The organism is Mesorhizobium australicum, assembly GCF_900177325.1.
Classification (GTDB): Bacteria; Pseudomonadota; Alphaproteobacteria; order Rhizobiales; family Rhizobiaceae; genus Mesorhizobium_A; species Mesorhizobium_A australicum_A.
In genome coordinates, this window is record NZ_FXBL01000004.1 from 984,773 (window position 1) to 1,002,350 (window position 17,578).

Annotated in this window: 20 protein-coding genes; 11 read left to right on the forward strand and 9 right to left on the reverse strand. The window is 66.6% G+C overall.

The window, feature by feature from the left end; all coding sequences use genetic code 11:
* From cdd to deoA, 5 genes are all read left to right on the forward strand, one after another.
* Window positions 1-399, forward strand: a complete 399-nt coding sequence (cdd, locus tag B9Z03_RS07150) for a cytidine deaminase (RefSeq protein WP_432416991.1) — start codon at window positions 1-3, stop codon at window positions 397-399.
* Window positions 396-1,190: a purine-nucleoside phosphorylase gene (locus B9Z03_RS07155; RefSeq protein WP_085463573.1), complete on the forward strand. Its 795-nt coding sequence runs from the start codon at window positions 396-398 to the stop codon at window positions 1,188-1,190. Before cdd ends, B9Z03_RS07155 begins: the two co-directional genes overlap by 4 nt.
* Window positions 1,190-2,203, forward strand: coding sequence for a deoxyribose-phosphate aldolase (deoC, locus tag B9Z03_RS07160; protein WP_176247461.1), 1,014 nt, complete (start codon window positions 1,190-1,192; stop codon window positions 2,201-2,203). The genes B9Z03_RS07155 and deoC overlap by 1 nt, the downstream gene beginning before the upstream one ends.
* A gap of 187 nt (window positions 2,204-2,390) precedes the next feature.
* On the forward strand, window positions 2,391-4,793 hold the full coding sequence (locus B9Z03_RS07165; RefSeq protein ID WP_085463574.1) for an aldehyde dehydrogenase family protein: 2,403 nt from the start codon (window positions 2,391-2,393) through the stop codon (window positions 4,791-4,793).
* A 189-nt stretch (window positions 4,794-4,982) separates the two neighbouring features.
* Window positions 4,983-6,302, forward strand: coding sequence for a thymidine phosphorylase (deoA, locus tag B9Z03_RS07175; RefSeq protein ID WP_244561679.1), 1,320 nt, complete (start codon window positions 4,983-4,985; stop codon window positions 6,300-6,302).
* Between the two features lie 146 nt (window positions 6,303-6,448).
* On the opposite strand, the gene B9Z03_RS07180 is transcribed toward deoA, so the two are convergent.
* From B9Z03_RS07180 to B9Z03_RS07190, 3 genes are all read right to left on the reverse strand, one after another.
* Complete coding sequence (locus B9Z03_RS07180) at window positions 6,449-6,970, reverse strand: TIGR02281 family clan AA aspartic protease (protein ID WP_244561680.1); 522 nt, start codon at window positions 6,968-6,970, stop codon at window positions 6,449-6,451.
* 275 nt (window positions 6,971-7,245) lie between these two features.
* Window positions 7,246-7,872: a uracil phosphoribosyltransferase gene (gene upp / locus B9Z03_RS07185; RefSeq protein ID WP_085463577.1), complete on the reverse strand. Its 627-nt coding sequence runs from the start codon at window positions 7,870-7,872 to the stop codon at window positions 7,246-7,248.
* 99 nt (window positions 7,873-7,971) lie between these two features.
* Window positions 7,972-8,955, reverse strand: coding sequence for an adenosine deaminase (locus tag B9Z03_RS07190; RefSeq protein WP_085463578.1), 984 nt, complete (start codon window positions 8,953-8,955; stop codon window positions 7,972-7,974).
* Between the two features lie 132 nt (window positions 8,956-9,087).
* Here B9Z03_RS07190 and ubiE point away from each other — a divergent pair, with 132 nt between their 5' ends.
* The 6 genes from ubiE (at window position 9,088) to B9Z03_RS07220 (ending at window position 13,973) form a co-directional block, all read left to right on the forward strand.
* The gene (gene ubiE / locus B9Z03_RS07195; RefSeq protein WP_085463579.1) at window positions 9,088-9,864 is read left to right on the forward strand and encodes a bifunctional demethylmenaquinone methyltransferase/2-methoxy-6-polyprenyl-1,4-benzoquinol methylase UbiE; all 777 of its coding nucleotides are present in this window, start codon (window positions 9,088-9,090) and stop codon (window positions 9,862-9,864) included.
* Between the two features lie 6 nt (window positions 9,865-9,870).
* A complete protein-coding gene (gene ubiB, locus B9Z03_RS07200) occupies window positions 9,871-11,445 on the forward strand; it encodes a 2-polyprenylphenol 6-hydroxylase (RefSeq protein ID WP_085463580.1) in 1,575 nt (524 codons plus the stop codon).
* A gap of 78 nt (window positions 11,446-11,523) precedes the next feature.
* Complete coding sequence (locus B9Z03_RS07205; protein ID WP_139832192.1) at window positions 11,524-11,799, forward strand: FitA-like ribbon-helix-helix domain-containing protein; 276 nt, start codon at window positions 11,524-11,526, stop codon at window positions 11,797-11,799.
* Window positions 11,799-12,209 (forward strand): type II toxin-antitoxin system VapC family toxin, encoded by a 411-nt coding sequence (locus B9Z03_RS07210; RefSeq protein WP_085463581.1) that lies wholly within the window; start codon window positions 11,799-11,801, stop codon window positions 12,207-12,209. Before B9Z03_RS07205 ends, B9Z03_RS07210 begins: the two co-directional genes overlap by 1 nt.
* Window positions 12,206-13,441: a bifunctional phosphopantothenoylcysteine decarboxylase/phosphopantothenate--cysteine ligase CoaBC gene (gene coaBC, locus B9Z03_RS07215; protein WP_244561681.1), complete on the forward strand. Its 1,236-nt coding sequence runs from the start codon at window positions 12,206-12,208 to the stop codon at window positions 13,439-13,441. The genes B9Z03_RS07210 and coaBC overlap by 4 nt, the downstream gene beginning before the upstream one ends.
* Before the next feature lie 4 nt (window positions 13,442-13,445).
* Complete coding sequence (locus tag B9Z03_RS07220; protein WP_085463583.1) at window positions 13,446-13,973, forward strand: GNAT family N-acetyltransferase; 528 nt, start codon at window positions 13,446-13,448, stop codon at window positions 13,971-13,973.
* Between the two features lie 64 nt (window positions 13,974-14,037).
* Here the strand turns inward: B9Z03_RS07220 and B9Z03_RS07225 are convergent, their stop codons facing one another.
* The 6 genes from B9Z03_RS07225 to B9Z03_RS07250 form a co-directional block, all read right to left on the reverse strand.
* Window positions 14,038-14,496 (reverse strand): SRPBCC family protein, encoded by a 459-nt coding sequence (locus B9Z03_RS07225; RefSeq protein ID WP_085463584.1) that lies wholly within the window; start codon window positions 14,494-14,496, stop codon window positions 14,038-14,040.
* Between the two features lie 29 nt (window positions 14,497-14,525).
* The gene (locus B9Z03_RS07230; protein WP_085463585.1) at window positions 14,526-15,056 is read right to left on the reverse strand and encodes an SRPBCC family protein; all 531 of its coding nucleotides are present in this window, start codon (window positions 15,054-15,056) and stop codon (window positions 14,526-14,528) included.
* The gene (locus tag B9Z03_RS07235; protein WP_085463586.1) at window positions 15,053-15,403 is read right to left on the reverse strand and encodes an ArsR/SmtB family transcription factor; all 351 of its coding nucleotides are present in this window, start codon (window positions 15,401-15,403) and stop codon (window positions 15,053-15,055) included. Before B9Z03_RS07235 ends, B9Z03_RS07230 begins: the two co-directional genes overlap by 4 nt.
* A 109-nt stretch (window positions 15,404-15,512) precedes the next feature.
* Window positions 15,513-16,172, reverse strand: coding sequence for a peroxiredoxin (locus B9Z03_RS07240; protein WP_085463587.1), 660 nt, complete (start codon window positions 16,170-16,172; stop codon window positions 15,513-15,515).
* Between the two features lie 155 nt (window positions 16,173-16,327).
* Window positions 16,328-16,765 carry a DUF4112 domain-containing protein gene (locus B9Z03_RS07245; protein WP_085463588.1) on the reverse strand — a complete coding sequence of 146 codons (438 nt, stop codon included), beginning with the start codon at window positions 16,763-16,765 and terminating at the stop codon, window positions 16,328-16,330.
* A gap of 23 nt (window positions 16,766-16,788) precedes the next feature.
* A complete protein-coding gene (locus B9Z03_RS07250) occupies window positions 16,789-17,517 on the reverse strand; it encodes a glutathione S-transferase family protein (protein ID WP_085463589.1) in 729 nt (242 codons plus the stop codon).
* Window positions 17,518-17,578: the final 61 nt, after the last annotated feature.

Genomic DNA, 17,578 nt, shown 5'->3' on the forward strand with positions numbered 1-17,578 from the left:
ATGGCGGTGACCGACGAGCTGTTCGCGGTCGCACGAACGGCGATGGCCAAGAGCTACGCACCCTACTCCAAATTTCCGGTCGGCGCGGCGCTGCGCACCGCTGATGGACGCACCTATTCCGGCGCGAACATCGAGGTCGCGTCCTATCCGGAAGGCTGGTGCGCAGAGACGACGATGCTCGGCCACTACATCATGGACGGCGGCGGTGAGATCACCGATATCGTGGTCGTCGCCGAACGGATGGATCGGATCACGCCCTGCGGCGGCTGCAGGCAACGGTTGGCGGAGTTTTCCCTGCCATCGACCCGCCTTCACCTCTGCGACCAGAACGGCGTAGTGGAAACGACAACGATGGGTGCTATCCTGCCCTATGGTTTCTCTGGCGAGATCCTGAAATGACCACTGCCGTCGATATCCTGGTCGAACGCCTCGCCGGCCGCACGCCCAAGGTGGGCCTCGTGCTGGGCTCGGGCCTCGGCGGACTGGTCGACGAGGTGAAGAACCCGGTGCGCATCTCCTACGGCGAGCTGCCGGGCTTTCCGAAGAGCGGCGTGACCGGTCATGCCGGCGAGCTGGTGGCCGGCGACTTCAACGGCACGCCGGTGATCATGATGGCCGGCCGGGCGCATTACTACGAGCACGGCAATGCGGGCGCGATGCGTCCGGCGCTGGAGGTGCTGCAGGGCATCGGCGTCGAGACGCTGATGCTGACCAACGCCGCCGGCTCGCTGGAGCCCACCATGGGGCCGGGCTCGGTGATGCTGATCACCGACCACATCAATTTCTCTGGCTCCAACCCGCTGTTCGGCGAGCCGACCGACAAACGCTTCGTCGGCCTGACGCAGGCCTATGATGCCGAGATGCGCGCCGCGCTGGAGGCGGCGGCGCAGAAGACCGGCACGCCGCTGCACAAGGGCGTCTACATGTGGTTCTCCGGCCCGTCCTTCGAGACGCCGGCCGAAATCCGCATGGCCCGCATCGTCGGCGCCAATGCCGTCGGCATGTCGACCGTTCCCGAGGTCATCCTCGCGCGGTTTCTCGGCCTGCGCGTGGCGGCCTGTTCGGTGATCACCAATCTCGCGGCCGGAATGACCGGCGGCGAACTCTCGCACCAGGAAACCAAGGACATGGCGCCGCTCGGAGGAGCACGGCTTGCGGCGATCCTGCGCGAGGCGATCGGAGGGTTCTGATGAACGCCAAGACGGAGCATGCGGTGGCGTCGGGCGCGGCGCCCGTCCACCTGTCCAATCTGCGCCCCCGCAACGACGGCACGCCGCTGAAGGCCGAATGGTTCGAGGCGATGGACGTCAACCTGTCCGCCGCCGAGCGCCGCGCCGCGACGCTGACCACGCGGCGCACGGTGAAGAAGGCCTGGCAGGCGGCATGGCTGATCCGCGCCATCGAGGTGATCGACCTGACGACGCTTGCCGGCGACGACACGCCCGGCCGCGTGAGGAGGCTCTGCGCCAAGGCGCGCCACCCGCTGCGCGACGACCTGGTCGAGGCGCTGGGGCTGACCGGCCGGCGGCTGACCACGGGCGCGGTCTGCGTCTACCCGACGATGGTGCCGACGGCGGTGAAGGCGCTGGAAGGATCGGGCATTCCAGTCGCCTCCGTCGCCACCGGCTTCCCGACGGGTCTCACGCCGCTCAAGCAGCGGCTGGAGGAAATCCGCTATGCGGTCGGCGAGGGTGCGGGCGAGATCGACATCGTCATCACCCGCGCGCATGTGCTGAACGGCGAGTGGGCAGCCCTCTACGACGAGGTCGCCCAGATGCGCGAGGCCTGCGGCGAGGCGCATCTGAAGGCGATCCTGGCCACCGGCGAATTGAAGACGCTGACCAATGTCTACAAGGCCTCGATGGTGGCGATGCAGGCGGGCGCCGACTTCATCAAGACCTCGACCGGTACCGAGGCGGTGAACGCCACGCTGCCGGTGAGCCTCGTCATGTGCCGCGCCATCCGCGACTATCTGGAGTTCACCGGCGGCGTGCATGTCGGCTTCAAGCCCGCCGGCGGCATCCGCGCCGCCAAGGACGCGCTCGCCTGGCTGATCCTGATGAAGGAGGAGCTGGGCGACGCCTGGCTGCAGCCGGACCTGTTCCGGCTCGGCGCATCTGCGCTGCTGGGCGATATCGAGCGGCAGCTGGAGCACTATGTCACCGGGCGGTATTCGTCGAACGACCGGCACGGGATGGGGTGAGGGGAATGATCGCAAACCTGAGTTCCTTCACGCCCCCCTCTGGCCTGCCGGCCATCTCCCCCACATGGGGGGAGATTACGCGCGTCGTCGGAGCTGCCAATCTCCCCCCTTGTGGGGGAGATGGCCGGCAGGCCAGAGGGGGGCGTGAAAGAGCGCTGCCCTTCCATTCCGTTTCGGAGGTTCACCGATGAACCAGATCCAGGACATCCTGAAGACGATGGACTACGGCCCGGCGCCGGAAGAGGATGCGATCGTTCGCGACTGGCTGAAGCGGCACAAGGGCAGGTTCGGCCATTTCATCGGCGGCAAGTTCACGGCGGCGGGTGGCGAGACGTTCGGTGTCCCCAACCCCGCCACGGGTGAGACGCTGGCGGAGGTAGCGATCGCCGGGAAGAAGGAGGTCGACGCGGCGGTGAAGGCGGCGACGGGCGCCTTTGCCTCATGGTCGAAGCTTTCCGGCAATCAGCGCGCCCGGCATCTCTATGCGATTGCCAGGCAGGTGCAGAAGCATGCGCGCTTCCTGGCGGTGCTGGAGACGATGGACAACGGCAAGCCGATCCGTGAGACGCGCGACATCGACATTCCGCTGGTCGCCCGCCATTTCTACCACCATGCCGGCTGGGCAGAGCTGCGCGACGAGGCGTTTCCGGGCCACGTGCCGGCCGGGGTCTGCGGCCAGATCATCCCGTGGAACTTTCCGCTTTTGATGCTCGCCTGGAAGATCGCGCCCGCACTTGCCGCGGGCTGCACGGTCGTCTTGAAGCCGGCCGAGCACACGCCGCTGACGGCGCTTGCCTTTGCCGAGATCTGCAAGGAGGCGGGCCTGCCGGCCGGCGTCGTCAATATCGTCAACGGCGGCGGCGAGACCGGCGCGCTGATCGCCGGGCATGAGGGCATCGCCAAGCTCGCCTTCACCGGCTCGACCGAAGTCGGCCGCATCCTGCGCAAGCAGACGGCCGGATCGGGCAAGAAGCTGTCGCTGGAGCTCGGTGGCAAGTCGCCGTTCATCGTCTATGCCGATGCCGATCTCGACGCGGCGGTGGAAGGCGTGGTCGATGCGATCTGGTTCAACCAGGGCGAGGTCTGCTGCGCCGGTTCGCGCGCGATCGTGCAGGAAGGGGTGGCCGAACGGTTCTATGCCAAGCTGCGGGCGCGGATGGAAAAGCTGCGCGTCGGCGATCCGCTCGACAAGTCGACCGATGTCGGCGCGGTGGTGGCGAAGGTGCAGATGGAGCAGATCGCGGCGCGCGTGAAGGACGGCGTTGCCGAAGGCGCGGCGATGTTCCAGCCGAGCTGGGCGTCGAAGCTGTCGACCAAGGGCTGCTTCTACCCGCCGACGCTGTTCACAGACGTGATGCCGGCCTCGAAGCTGGCGCAGGAGGAGATCTTCGGCCCGGTTCTGGTGTCGATGACTTTCCGCACGCCGGGCGAGGCGATCCAGCTCGCCAACAATTCGCGCTACGGGCTCGCCGCCTCGATCTGGTCGCAGAACTTGGACACCGCCTTCGACGCGGCGCGGCGGCTGAAGGCGGGCGTGGTGTGGATCAACTCGACCAACCTGTTCGACGCGGCGATCCCCTTTGGCGGCTACAAGGAAAGCGGCTTCGGGCGCGAAGGCGGCAAGGAAGGCATGCACGAATATCTCGTGCCCGGCTGGCTGAAGACGGCGAAGCCGGCGGCCATCGCCAAGCCGCTGCCGGCGGCCGCGCCGCTCGATGCGGACGAGGAGCGCGGCGAGGGTGCTTCGCTCGACCGGACGGTGAAGCTCTATATCGGCGGCAAGCAGGCGCGGCCGGATTCGGGCTATTCCTATCCGGTCCACGACCACGCCGGAAAGTTCGTCACCGAGGCGCCGCTCGGCAACCGCAAGGACATCCGCAACGCGGTGGAAGCCGCGCACAAGGCCGACGGCTGGTCGGGCATGACCGGTCATGCAAGGGCGCAGGTGCTGTATTTCCTCGCCGAGAACCTGGAGCTGCGCGCGGGCGAATTCGCGCGGCGGCTGGTGCAGGCGACCGGTGCGTCGGCCGCGAAGGCTTCGCGCGAGGTGGACGCGACCGTGGCGCGGGTGATGTACTACGCGGCCTGGGCGGACAAGTACGACGGCGCGGCCCGCGCGCCCCAGGCGCGCATGCTGTCGGTGGTGCTCAACGAGCCGTGGGACGTGATGGCGATCTCCTGTCCTGACGAGGCGCCGCTTCTGTCCTTCGTCTCGCTGGTCGCGCCGGCGATCGCGATGGGCAATCGCGTGGTGGTCACGCCCTCGCCGCGCCAGCCGCTGGCGGCGCTCGACCTCTACCAGGTGTTCGACACGTCGGACGTGCCGGGCGGGGTGGTCAACATCGTCACCGGCGACCGCGACCAACTCGCGGGCGTGCTGGCGAAGCACGACGATGTGGCGGCGCACTGGTATTTCGGGTCCAAGGAAGGCTCGGCGCTGGTGGAGAAAGAATCGGGGGGCAACCTCAAGGCCGTGTGGGCCAATCAGGGTCTGGCGCGCGACTGGCTCGATCCGGCGCAGGGGCAGGGGGAGGAGTTCCTGTTCCACGCGGTGAGGCACAAGGCGATCTGGACGCCGTTCGGGGTGTGATGTGCGTCTCTCGGGCGCGGTGAAAAGACCCCCCTCTGGCCTGCCGGCCATCTCCCCCTCAAGGGGGGAGATTGGCAGCTTCGGCGACTGCCCGCTGCCTGCAACGCTGCCAACTGGCGAAAACCATCGTGACAGCCGATCTCCCCCCTTGAGGGGGAGATGGCCGGCAGGCCAGAGGGGGGTATCTCGTTGAGCACCCTCCTCCCCCAGGAATTCATCCGCCTCAAGCGCGACGGCAAGGCGCTGCCGAAGGCGGCCATCGCCGAATTCGTCGAGGGCATGGCCTCCGGCTCCGTCACCGAGGGGCAGGTGGCAGCCTTCGGCATGGCGGTGTTCCTCAACGGGATGAGCCGCGACGAAGCCGTCGCGTTGACGATTGCCATGCGCGATTCAGGCGAGGTGCTGGCATGGAGCCTGCCGGGACCGGTGGTGGACAAGCACTCGACCGGCGGGGTGGGCGACAACGTCTCGCTGATGCTGGCGCCGATCGTCGCTGCCTGCGGGGCCTATGTGCCGATGATCTCGGGGCGCGGGCTCGGCCACACGGGCGGGACGCTGGACAAGATGGATGCGATCCCCGGCTATGTCAGCCAGCCGGACAACCAGCGCTTCCGCAAGGTGGTGCGCGAGGTGGGCTGCGCCATCATCGGCCAGACGGGCGACCTCGCGCCCGCCGACAAGCGCTTCTATGCGATCCGCGACGTGACGGGGACGGTCGAGTCGATCCCGCTCATCACCGCCTCCATCCTGTCGAAGAAGCTCGCCGCGGGCCTTGGCGCCTTGGTGCTCGACGTCAAGTCCGGCAATGGCGCGTTCATGGCCAAGCCCCGCGATGCGTCCGCGCTCGCCAAGAGCCTGGTCGAGGTGGCGAACGGCGCCGGCCTGCCGACGACGGCGCTGGTGACCGATATGAACCAGCCGCTGGCCTCGGCCGCGGGCAATGCGGTGGAAGTGACGAACGCGGTGGATTTCCTCACCGGCCGGCTCCGCGACCGCAGGCTGGAGGAGGTCACGCTCGCGCTTGCAGCCGAGATGCTGGTCTCGACGGGTCTGGCGCGCAGCCAGAAGGAGGGGGTGGCCAATGCGCGGCAGGCGCTGCAGTCCGGCGCCGCCGCGGAGCGGTTCGGGCGCATGGTGCATGCGCTGGGCGGGCCGGCGGACTTTCTTGCAAAGTCCGCCAACCATCTGCCGAAGGCGCCGGTCGAGCTGGCGGTGGAGGCACGCTCGTCCGGCTATGTCCGGGCGATCGCGACCCGCGACATCGGCCTCGCGGTGGTGGCGCTCGGCGGAGGGCGAACGCGGCCGCAGGACGAGGTCGATCCGGCAGTCGGGCTGACGCGCCTCGCGCCCGTCGGCGCGGAGGTGCGGGCGGGCGATCCGCTCTGCCTCGTCCATGCCCGCTCGGATGACGATGCGAAGGCGGCGGCGAATGCGGTGCTGGCGGCCTACGACATCGGCAAGGTGCGGCCGCAGCCGTCGCCGGTGGTGCTGAGGCAGGTGTCGTCGTAGGGGATGGGTAGAAAAGGCCACCTGGCCAATCTCGACATCCTTGGCCGTCCCCCCTCATCGCCCTGCCGGGCATCGAGGGTCGAGCCGACGGTCTCGACCCGCGATGCCGGCAGCCAGGTGAGGGGGCATTCCGCCTCGCCTTTACCCTACTGCTCCAGGAGCAGCGTGCCGTCCTTGACCTCGAAGCGGGTGAGCTGGCGCAGCAGGCTCATTCCGACGAGGATGCCGGACAGCGCCTCGTCCTCCAGCACCACGGCGTCGACGTCCGAGACGCGGATGCGGCCGATCTCAACCGTGTCGATCCGCACGACGGCAGCCTTCGTCTTGCCGTTGGCGGTGTTGATCTCATGCTTGAAGGCCGTTCGCGGCACCGCGACGCCGACCTTGCGGGCGGTGGTCTCGTTCATGGCGATCAGCGTGGCGCCGGTGTCGATCAGCCCTTCCACCCTGCGGCCGTTGAAGCGCAGTTCGGTGCGGAAATGGCCGGCCTGGTCGGCGGGGATGGCAACCTTGCGGCCGGTAGGCGGGGCTTCGGCCGGTCGCGCTGGGGCGGCGGGCGCGGCGACCTCGATCGGCACAACCTCCGGATCATGCGGGCCGATGTCGAGGAAGTAGGGCACGGAGGCTGAAACGCCGATAAGCGCGCCGAGCAGCAGGATGGTCCGCATCAGGTGAGGTCCCGTTTCGGGGAATGCTAACCTGGCGCGGTCACCACGGGTTTAACGCGTGGGAGAAAGGCGGCTGCCGAGGACCGTTGCCAAGGCGCAGGCAGACTCCACGCCGTCATTCTCGGGCTTGTCCCGAGAATCTGCCAGCTTCTGTGGGAAGGGTGAAGGACGACAATCCCGACCGCCGATAGATCCTCGGCACAAGCCCGAGAATGACGGCGCTAGTTCTTTGCCGGTGCGCGGGGGTCGCGTCAGCGTGTCAAACGTTGCAGCGCTTACTTCGTCCCGTACATTCGGTCGCCGGCATCGCCGAGGCCGGGGACGATGTAGCCCTTTTCGTTCAGCTTTTCGTCGATCGCCGCCGTGAACACCGGCACGTCGGGATGCGCCTTGGTGAAGCGCTCGATGCCTTCCGGGGCGGCGAGCAGGCAGAGGTAGCGCAGGTTGGTCGCGCCGCGGCTCTTCAGCTTGTCGATCGCGGCGATCGCGGAGTTCGCCGTCGCCAGCATCGGGTCGACCACGATCACCAGCCGGTCGCCGAGGTCGCTCGGCGCCTTGAAGAAATATTCGACGGCCTCCAGCGTCTCGTGGTCGCGATAGAGGCCGACATGGGCGACGCGCGCGGCGGGCACGAGGTCGAGCAGGCCTTCCAGCAGCCCGTTGCCGGCGCGCAGCACCGAGGCGAAGACCAGTTTCTTGCCCTCCAGCGTCGGCGCGTCCATCGGCTGCAGCGGCGTTTCGATGCGCGTCGTGGTCAGTTCGAGGTCGCGGGTGACTTCGTAGCCCAGCAGCAGCGAGATCTCGCGCAGCAGCCGTCGGAACCCCGCCGTCGAGGTCTCCTTGTTGCGCATGATGGTGAGCTTGTGCTGAACGAGCGGGTGGTTGACGACGGTGACGCTCATTCGGGCAACTCCTGGCGGAACGGGACCGCTGGACTTTAGCCAAGCCTCGCGGTCCGGGGAACAGCCGGCGAAGGGTCAGCCACAGTTTTGTCGGAGATTTCAGCGTCCCGCGCGGGTCGGGTCGCCAAGCTTCGCCAACAGCGCCTTCCGTGTCTTCCTGTCGACGAAGGCGGCTTCGATCGCCGTGCGCGTGACCGCGGTCAGGTCGCGGTCGGACAGGCCGAAATGCTCTTTGGCGACCGCGTATTCCTTGCCGAGGCTGGTCCAGAAATAGGGAGGGTCGTCGGAGGACAGCGTGACCTTGCAGCCGGCCGCGCGCAGCTTCGGGAACGGGTGGTCCGCATAGGACGGGAATACCTTCAGCTCGATATTCGACACCGGGCAGACTTCCAGCACCACGCCTTCGTCGGCGATGCGCTTGACGAGGTCTGGGTTCTCGATGGCGCGCACGCCGTGGCCGATGCGGGATGGGCGGATGTGGTCGAGCGCGTCGCGCACGCTTTCCCAGCCGGCAAGCTCTCCGGCATGCACCGTAATGCCGAGGCCGGCCTCGCGGGCGATCTCGAAGGCGCGCACATAGTCCTCCACGTCGCCGAAACGCTCCTCTCCGGCCATGCCGAAGCCGGTGACGAGCGGATGGCCGCATTTGACCGCGAAACGGGCGGCCGCCTCGACCGATTCGACGCCGAAATGGCGCACGCCGGTGACGATCATCCGGCCCTCGATGCCGGTCTTCGCATTTGCCCGCCGGATGCCTTCGCCGAGCGCGTTTGTGTAGGCCGTGGGCGACAGGCCCGACTTCACCGCGTGGTCGGGCGAGGTGAAGACCTCGGAATAGATGGCGCCTTCCCGCGCGAGGCTGGTGAGATAGGTCTCGGTCAGCCGGGCATAGTCTTCCTCGTCGCGGAAGAGGCTCGAGGCGGCATCGTAGGCGGCCAGGAAGGAGGTGAAATCGTGCCAGACGAAGGATCCATCCCTGATGAAGCCCGAGACGTCCGCCCCGTATTTGCGCGCCTGCTTGATGACCAGTTCGGGAGAAGCCGCGCCTTCGACATGGCAGTGGATCTCGGCTTTCAACACCATAGGCACGCTCCGGTCTGCGCGATATGCCCGCATTCATCATGATTCGGCGCGCGGCGGTTCATCGCGCCCCGGAACATAGCGCTGCCGGATCGCATCGGCTATGGTCCGGCCCGATTTCGACAGGACACAATCATGTCAGAAGAACGCACCACGGTTCGCGGCGGCATGGAGACCTCCTACGGTTTCCGCAGTGTCGCGCCCGGCGAGAAGCAGGGTCTGGTCAACGACGTTTTCCACAAGGTCGCCGACCGTTACGACCTGATGAACGACCTGATGTCGGCCGGCATGCACCGGGTCTGGAAGGACGCGATGGTGACCTGGCTCAACCCGCCGAAGCGCGGCGACTGGCGCTCGCTGGATGTTGCCGGCGGCACGGGCGACATCGCCTTCCGCATCGTCGAGGCGTCGGACCGCAATGCGCATGTCACCGTGCTCGACATCAACGGCTCGATGCTCGGCGTCGGCCGCGAGCGCGCCGAGAAGCGCCGGATCGCGGAGAATGTGGATTTCGTCGAGGCCAATGCCGAGGAGCTGCCTTTCGCGGACGACACGTTCGACGCCTATACGATCGCCTTCGGCATCCGCAACGTGCCGCGCATCGATGTCGCGCTGTCGGAGGCGGCGAGGGTACTGAAGCCCGGCGGCCGCTTCCTGTGCCTGGAATTCTCCGAGGTCGAGATGCCGCTGCTCGATCGCGTCTACGATGCATGGTCGTTCAATGCCATCCCGCGCATCGGCCAGATGGTGGCGGGCGACGGCGAACCCTATCGCTATCTGGTGGAATCGATTCGGAAATTCCCGAACCAGCGCGATTTCGCGGCGATGATGACGGCGGCCGGCCTGTCGCGGGCGACCTGGCGCAACTATTCCGGCGGCATCGCCGCACTGCATTCGGCCTGGAAGATCTGACCGGGCATGGGCACATCGGGCGCTTATTTTCGTCTGGCCCGCGCGGGCTGGATCATGGTCCGCGAGGGCGTGATCGCAGCGCTACCGGGCGACCAGCTCTGGGGCCTGCCCAAGCTCGGCTGGCGGCTCGGCAGGCTGTTTTCGCGCAGGCGCTCCTCGAGTCTCGGCCGCAGCGAACGCTTTTCCAAGGCGGTCACGCGGCTGGGCCCCTCCTATGTGAAGCTCGGCCAGTTCCTCGCCACCCGGCCGGACGTGGTAGGCAGCGAGATCGCCAACGATCTCGCCAAGCTGCAGGACCGCATGCCGACCTTCCCGCGCGAGCAGGCGGTGGCGGCGATAGAGGGGTCGCTCGGTCGCACGGTGGACGACCTCTATGTGCATCTGGGCGACCCGGTGGCGGCGGCCTCGATCGCGCAGGTGCATCCGGCCCAGGTGGCGAAGGATGGCGAACTGCGCAAGATGGCCGTCAAGGTGATCCGTCCGGGCGTGCGGCGGCGCTTCTTCCAGGATCTTGAAAGCTATTTCCTCGCCGCCCGGCAGATGGAGCGCTTCGTTCCGGCGACGCGCCGGCTGCGGCCGGTCCAGGTGGCCGAGATCCTGGAGCAGACGACCAAGATCGAGATGGACCTGCGGCTGGAGGCGGCGGCGCTGTCGGAGATCGGCGAGAACACGGCCGCCGACCCGGGCTTCCGCGTGCCGGCCGTCGACTGGGAGCGGACCGGGCGCGACGTGCTGACGCTCGAATGGATCGACGGCATCAAGATGTCGGACACGGAAGGGCTGCGGCTCGCCGGCCACGACCTCAACGTGCTGGCCGCGACGCTGATCCAGTCCTTCCTGCGGCACACGCTGCGCGACGGCTTCTTCCATGCCGACATGCATCCGGGCAACCTGTTCGTGGAGGCGGACGGGACGATCGTCGCGGTCGACTTCGGCATCACCGGCCGGCTCGGAAAGAAGGAGCGGCGGTTTCTCGCCGAAATCCTCTACGGCTTCATCGTGCGTGACTACCGGCGCGTGGCCGATGTGCATTTCGAGGCCGGCTACGTGCCGCGCAAGCACGATCCGGCGTCCTTCGCACAGGCCATCCGCGCCATCGGCGAGCCGATCCATGGCCAGCCGGCCGAGACGATCTCGATGGCGAAGCTCTTGACGCTGCTGTTCGAGGTGACCGAGCTCTTCGACATGGAGGCAAGGCCGGAACTCGTCATGCTGCAGAAGACGATGGTCGTCGTCGAGGGCGTCGCCCGCACCCTCGATCCCGCCTTCAACATGTGGAAGACGGCCGAGCCGGTGGTCGGCGGCTGGATCAGGGACAATCTGGGGCCGAAGGGCCTGCTGATCGATGCGCGCGACGGCGTCAACGCGCTGGTGGCGCTGGCGCGGCAGGCGCCGGAACTGGCCGAACGCACCGAGCGGCTGACGCGCGAGATCGACCTGATGGCCGAGCGCGGCCTGCGCTTCGACGAGGAGACGGCGAAGAAGATCGGCAAGGCCGAGGCGCGCGGCACCCGCTGGGGCCGCGTGGCGCTGTGGGTCGGCGCGCTGGCGCTGGTGTGGATCGCCTGGCAGGTAACGTGACGAGGGCCATGCGGCGTTCCGTTTGACTCGCTTGCTGTCAATGATTACATTGCTGTCAATGATTGCACGGTTATACTCATGGCGACGTTGACGATCAGGAATATCCCCGACGACGTGAAGCACGCTCTGCGCGTCAAGGCTGCCGAGCGAGGGCGCTCGCTCGAAGACGCGCTTCGCCAACTTTTGGCGATTGAAGCTGGTCGTGATGCAGAACCGGTATCCCGGATCGATGCGGACGAGATCATGCGGCGAGCGGCGGCGCTCGAGGACGACGAGCCGACCGATTCCCGATACAAATACTTTACCCAGAAGGAACTTAGCGACGCCATCTGCGGCGAATATGACGATCTGTGATGGTCGTCGATACATCCGCCATCGTCGCAATAGCCCGGCGTGAGCCCGAAGCGCTCACATTCAGCCGGATGCTCGAGCGAACGCCGGGAAAGCTCATGGCCGCGCCGACCTATCTCGAATGCGCCTTCGTGATGGCCGGCATCGCGCCGAACAAGGGTATGGCTTTCCTGCGCGAACTCGTCTCGGATACACTGATCAAGATCGTCCCGTTCGGCCCGGAGGAGTTGGAGGTCGCGGTTGAGGCGCGGCTCAGGTTCAGCCGCGGCTCCGGCCACGCCGCGAAACTGAACTTTGGCGATTGCTTTGCCTACGCACTCGCCAAGTCGCGAAATCTGCCTCTTCTTTTTAAGGGCGACGACTTCATCCGTACCGACGTCATTCCAGCATGCAAGCCGGAGTCTGGACTGTGAGCGCCCTGCAGTCGAAGCGCATCCTTCTCATCATCGGCGGGGGCATCGCGGCCTACAAGTCGCTGGATCTCATCCGCCGCCTGCGCGAGCGGGGGGCGAAGGTGCGCTGCGTGATGACGCACGCCGCGCAGCAGTTCGTGACGCCGCTGGCCGCGGGCGCGTTGTCGGCGGACCACGTCTTCACAGACCTCTTCGACCGGCAGGACGAGCAGGACGTCGGCCATATCCGCCTGGCGCGGGAGTGCGATGCGATCGTGGTGGCGCCTGCGACGGCGGACCTGATGGCGAAGCTCGCGGGCGGCCTTGCCAACGACCTCGCCTCCGCGGTGCTGCTGGCGACCGACCGACCGGTGCTGATGGCGCCGGCGATGAACCCGAAGATGTGGTCGCATGCGGCGACGAAGCGCAACCGCGCGACGCTGGCGAAGGACGGCGTGCGCTTCGTCGGGCCGGGCAAGGGCGAGATGGCGGAGAGCGGCGAGGCGGGCGAGGGGCGCATGTCCGAGCCGGTCGAGATCGCCGACGCCGTCGCCGCGCTGCTGGCGCCGCCGGCCGGCCCGCTGGCAGGCCGGCGCATCGTCGTGACCTCCGGGCCGACCCACGAGCCGCTCGATCCGATCCGCTACATTGCCAACCGCTCCTCCGGGAAGCAGGGACATGCGATCGCGGCAGCGCTTGCCAAGCTTGGGGCCGATGTGCGCCTCGTCAGCGGCCCCGTCTCGATCGCCGACCCGGCGGGCGTGACGACCATCCATGTCGAGAGCGCGCGGCAGATGCTCGCGGCCGTCCAGAGCGAGCTGCCGGCCGACGCCGGCATCTTCGTCGCCGCCGTCGCGGACTGGCGGCCCGCGGTCGAGGTCGGCGAGAAGATCAAGAAGCGCGCCGGAGAGGCGCCGCCCGCTGTCGAGATGATCGAGAATCCGGACATCCTGGCGACGATCGGCCATGGCCAGTCGCGTCCCTGGCTCGTCGTCGGCTTTGCCGCCGAGACCGAGAACCTGATCGACAATGCGGCGGCTAAGCTGAAGAGGAAGGGCGCCGACTTCATCGTCGCGAATGATGTGTCGCACGACAGCGGCGTGAACGCGCGCGGCGTCATGGGAGGCGACCGCAACCGGGTGAAGATCGTCTCGAAGGACGGCATCCACGAATGGCCGGAGATGAGCAAGACGGAAGTGGCGGAGCGTCTGGCGGCACTGGTCGCCGAGCGCCTGCGCACCATCACGGTCTGAAACGATGGATATCCCCGTCATCGAAACCGAACGCCTGCTGCTGAGAGGCATGACGCAAGGCGACTTCGAGGCGCAGGCGGAGATGTGGGCCGATCCCGTCGTCACCCGCTTCATCGGCGGCGTGCCGCTGAGCCGCGAGCAGGCATGGATCCGCCATCTGCGCCACATCGGCAGCTGGCAGGTGATGGGCTTCGGCTTCTGGGCCGTCATCGACAAGGCGACGAACCGCCTGATCGGCGAGGCGGGTTTCCACGATCTCAAGCGCGACCTGACGCCCAGCATCGAGGGCACGCTGGAGACCGGCTGGGGCTTCGTGCCGGACGCGCACGGCAAGGGCGTCGCCACGGAGACGGTCTCGGCCGTGCTAGCCTGGGGCGACGCGCAGAGACCCGCCATGCGCATGACCTGTCTCATCGATCCCGGCAACACCGCGTCGATCCGGGTTGCCGAGAAACACGGCTTCCGCGAATTCGCCAGATCGACCTATCACGGCGCGCCGACGATCCTCTTCGAGCGGCTCCGGCCGGCGTGACGCGCCGGCCGGTCGCTGTCCGATCGGCTCAGACTTCAGGAGTGCATCGCGGCAGCGGTAGCCTTCAGGCCGCCGTCTTCTCGACGCTGTCGGGATCGCCGGCGCCGGTCTCGATCAGCTCGCGCAGGCTGCCGGTGATGAGGCCGGTCCAGGCATCCGAGCAGATGGCGTAGCATTCGACCGCGGGCCTGATGCCGACATGGGTGAAGACGATCTCGGTCTGCTCGCCCTTCGGCGCGATGTCGAACCGGATCGTGGTACCGGTCCATTCCGTCCGGTCCTCGATGAAGTTGAGGGCCGAGTCGACGACCTCCCAGACGACCCTGCGGCCAAGAACGAGTTCGGTTGTCTTCTGCCGGGAGTAATGCAGATCCTTGTAGCGGTAGCTCCATTCGGCGCCGACGCGGCTGGCGTCGCCTTCGATGTTCTCGCCCCACCAGGAGCGCGGATCGACGATCGCGGCGAAGGCCTGATCGGGCGTCGCGGCCACGCGGACGGAGACGGTGAAATTGCTGTCTGACATCGGTTTGGTTCCCTGGTTGGAAGATGGGTTCAGGCGGGCGGCAGCAGCCTGTCGTAGTCGCCCTTCAGCGAGACCCAGTTGTCCCAGAAGGGAGCGGGCCCTTCGCCGGCGAGGGTCGCCTCCAGAATATCGACATGGGCGTGCCAGCCGGCGCTGACATTGAGCCTCGAGCCGCGATCGACCAGCCGGCGGTGAATGATCGTCAGAAGCACGCGTTCGCCGGCGGGCGCGAGCTCGAAGGTCACCTCGCCTTCGCTGCCCCAGCCGATCACCAGCCTTCGCGGCGGATCGATTTCGACGATGCGGCTGGCCATGCTCTGGACGGGCGCAAACCCATCCGGGCGGTGGCCAGGCGGCGTGGTGAGCTCGTCGTTGCGCCAGGTGAGTTCGAAGGGAGCGCCGGGTTCCAGCACCATCTCGCCGGCGGCAAGCCATTTCCGGCGAAGGTCGCTCTTCGTCAGGTAGCCCCAGACGCGGTCCACCGTGCCGGGAAGCAGGCGCTGGAGCTTCAGGGTCGTCGGCTCGATCAACGCGCCGTAGGTTTCGGAGGATCTGCTCATGTCGGCTTTCCTTTTTCCTGTTCAGCGTCGAGGTCTGCGCGCAGCAGGTCCTCGAGGATGTCGAGGCGCCCCGTCCAGAACCGTTCGTAGCGATCGATCCAGTCGCGCGCCTCCTTCAGGCGCAACGCTTCGAGATGGCACCAATGGGTCCGGCCGACGACATGCCGGCGCACCAGCCCGGCCTTCTCCAGGACCCGCACATGCTTCGACGCGCCGGCGAAGCTCATGTCGAGCGGCGTCGCGAGATCGCCGATCGAGCGAGCACCCTCGCTCAGCCTCGCCAGCATCCTGCGGCGGGTCGGATCCGAAAGCGCGTGAAACACGGTGTCGAGCTGTTGTTCAACCATACGGTTTAATTACCGCATGCAAATGCAATAGTCAACCGACTGGTTTAACTTTTGCCAAAAAGAAAGGCCGGACGATGCCGGCCTCTCCTTCGTGTCGGTTTCGACCGCGTCAGGCGGTGGGCTGCTTCGTCTTGCGCAGGTAGGGCAGGATCGTGTCGAACGAGCCGAAACGCTTCACGGCGTCTTCGTTCGAGACCGCCGCCGTGATGATGACGTCCTCGCCCTGTTTCCAGTCAGCCGGCGTCGCGACCTGATGCCTGGCGGTGAGCTGGATGGAATCGATCGCGCGCAGGATCTCGGCGAAGTTGCGTCCGGTCGTCATCGGGTAGGTAAGGATCAGCTTGATCTTCTTGTCCGGGCCGATGACGAAGACGGAACGCACCGTGGCGTTGTCCGCCGGCGTGCGGCCTTCCGACGTGTCGCCGGCGCCGGCCGGCAACATGCCGTAGAGCTTGGCCACTTCGAGGTTTTTGTCGCCGATCAGCGGGTAGTCGACGTCGAAGCCGGTCGCGGTCTTGATGTCGGTCTTCCACTTCGAATGGCTTTCGACGGGATCGACCGAGATGCCGATGATCTTGACGTTGCGCTTGGCGAATTCCGGCGCATAGCCGGCCATGGTGCCGAGCTCGGTGGTGCAGACCGGCGTGAAGTTCTTAGGATGCGAGAACAGGACGGCCCAGCCGTCGCCGATCCAGTCATGGAAACGGACGGTTCCCTGGGTCGTGTCCGCCGTGAAGTCGGGCGCGATGTCGTTGATACGCAGGCTCATGATGCTCCCTTTCCTGATGTGTCCCTGTAAAAATAGGGCGCTTCGGGCGGACCAGCGAGACCGCATCGCGGGGCTGGCCGAGAAACCGACGGATAACAATTCTATCGCATCTGCACGCGACAGAAAAATATCCCTGAAGCCGCGGCCGGAGGGGGTTAGCCGAGGTCGGCGGTCGATTTCTGTTCGGGCAGGGGCGGCGGAAGCCTCTTTCCCTGAGCTGCGAGATGTTCGCGCAGCAGACGGACGTTTACGTTGTTCGCCTTGAAGAAGATGTCGAAGACCGTGCCGGCGAGCGGAATCGATCCGACCGCGACGTCGAGAGCCACGTTGCCCGCCATCTGCAGGATCAGTCGGCGCGGCGCGCCGAGCCGGTAGGCCTTGTGGACGATGTGGACCGAGATGAGCCCGGCCGCGAGATCGCCCACGACCGGCAGCAGCCCGGCCACCGCGTCGACACCGAAGCGGAAGCCGATGACGGGGATGCGCCAGCGCGAGTCGAGCAGGAAGGCGAGGTCGGCGAGCTCGGGAAATTCGTCGCCGACCCTGGATGCCGCACGGGCCGCCGCTTCCCTGCTGCTGATCTTCGGCGTCATTTCCGCATTTCGGCTCCGGTTGCCTAGATATGCGCGCCAAGATCGCGGGAGCCCGGCATATAGGCGATGTCGAAGTTCGGCCGGGCTTTGATGCGTTCGTACCAGCCTGCGACGCGGGGAAGATGGTCCCACAGATCGGACCGCCCGCAATCCTCGAGCCGCACCACGGTGGGCGTCAATGCCACGTCTGCGAGAGTGTACTGGTCGCCGATGATGTAGTCCCCGTTCTCCAGCGCCAACTCCATCCGGTTCAAAGTCTGCGTCAGGCGGTCGAGGGATTCGTCGATTTCAGCCTTCGAGAAGCCGCCGCGGCCCATCTTCCGGTAGAAATGCTTTCGCAGAGGCAGGCGTTCCGTATAGTTCCAGAATTCCTCCTCCGTCATCTTGGACCAGATCGGAACGAAGAAGGTATTGAAGGAGATCGGACGGATCGACGGCGTGGGAACCTCGTCGATATATTGGCGCCAGGCTCGCATGCGAGCCAGCGTCTTCAGGTCCTTCGGCCGGACGCTCTTCTCCGGAAACGCCTCGTCCAGATATTCCGTGATGACGCTGCTCTCGATGATCGGGTCGCCGTCATGCAGCAGGGTCGGCACGACGCCGTTCGGGTTGAGCTTCAGATAGTCCGGCGTCAGGTGGTCTCCCTTGCCGAAATTGATGGCTTTGCCATCCCATTCCAGCTCTTTTTCGGCCAGAACGAGACGCACTTTCTGGCTGCAGGTCGAAATCGGGGCGTGGTACAGAAACAGCATTGTGGCCTCCTCCAAGGGTGGAGGGCACTATCGCAGAGCGCCAAGCGATGGTGCAATCGCG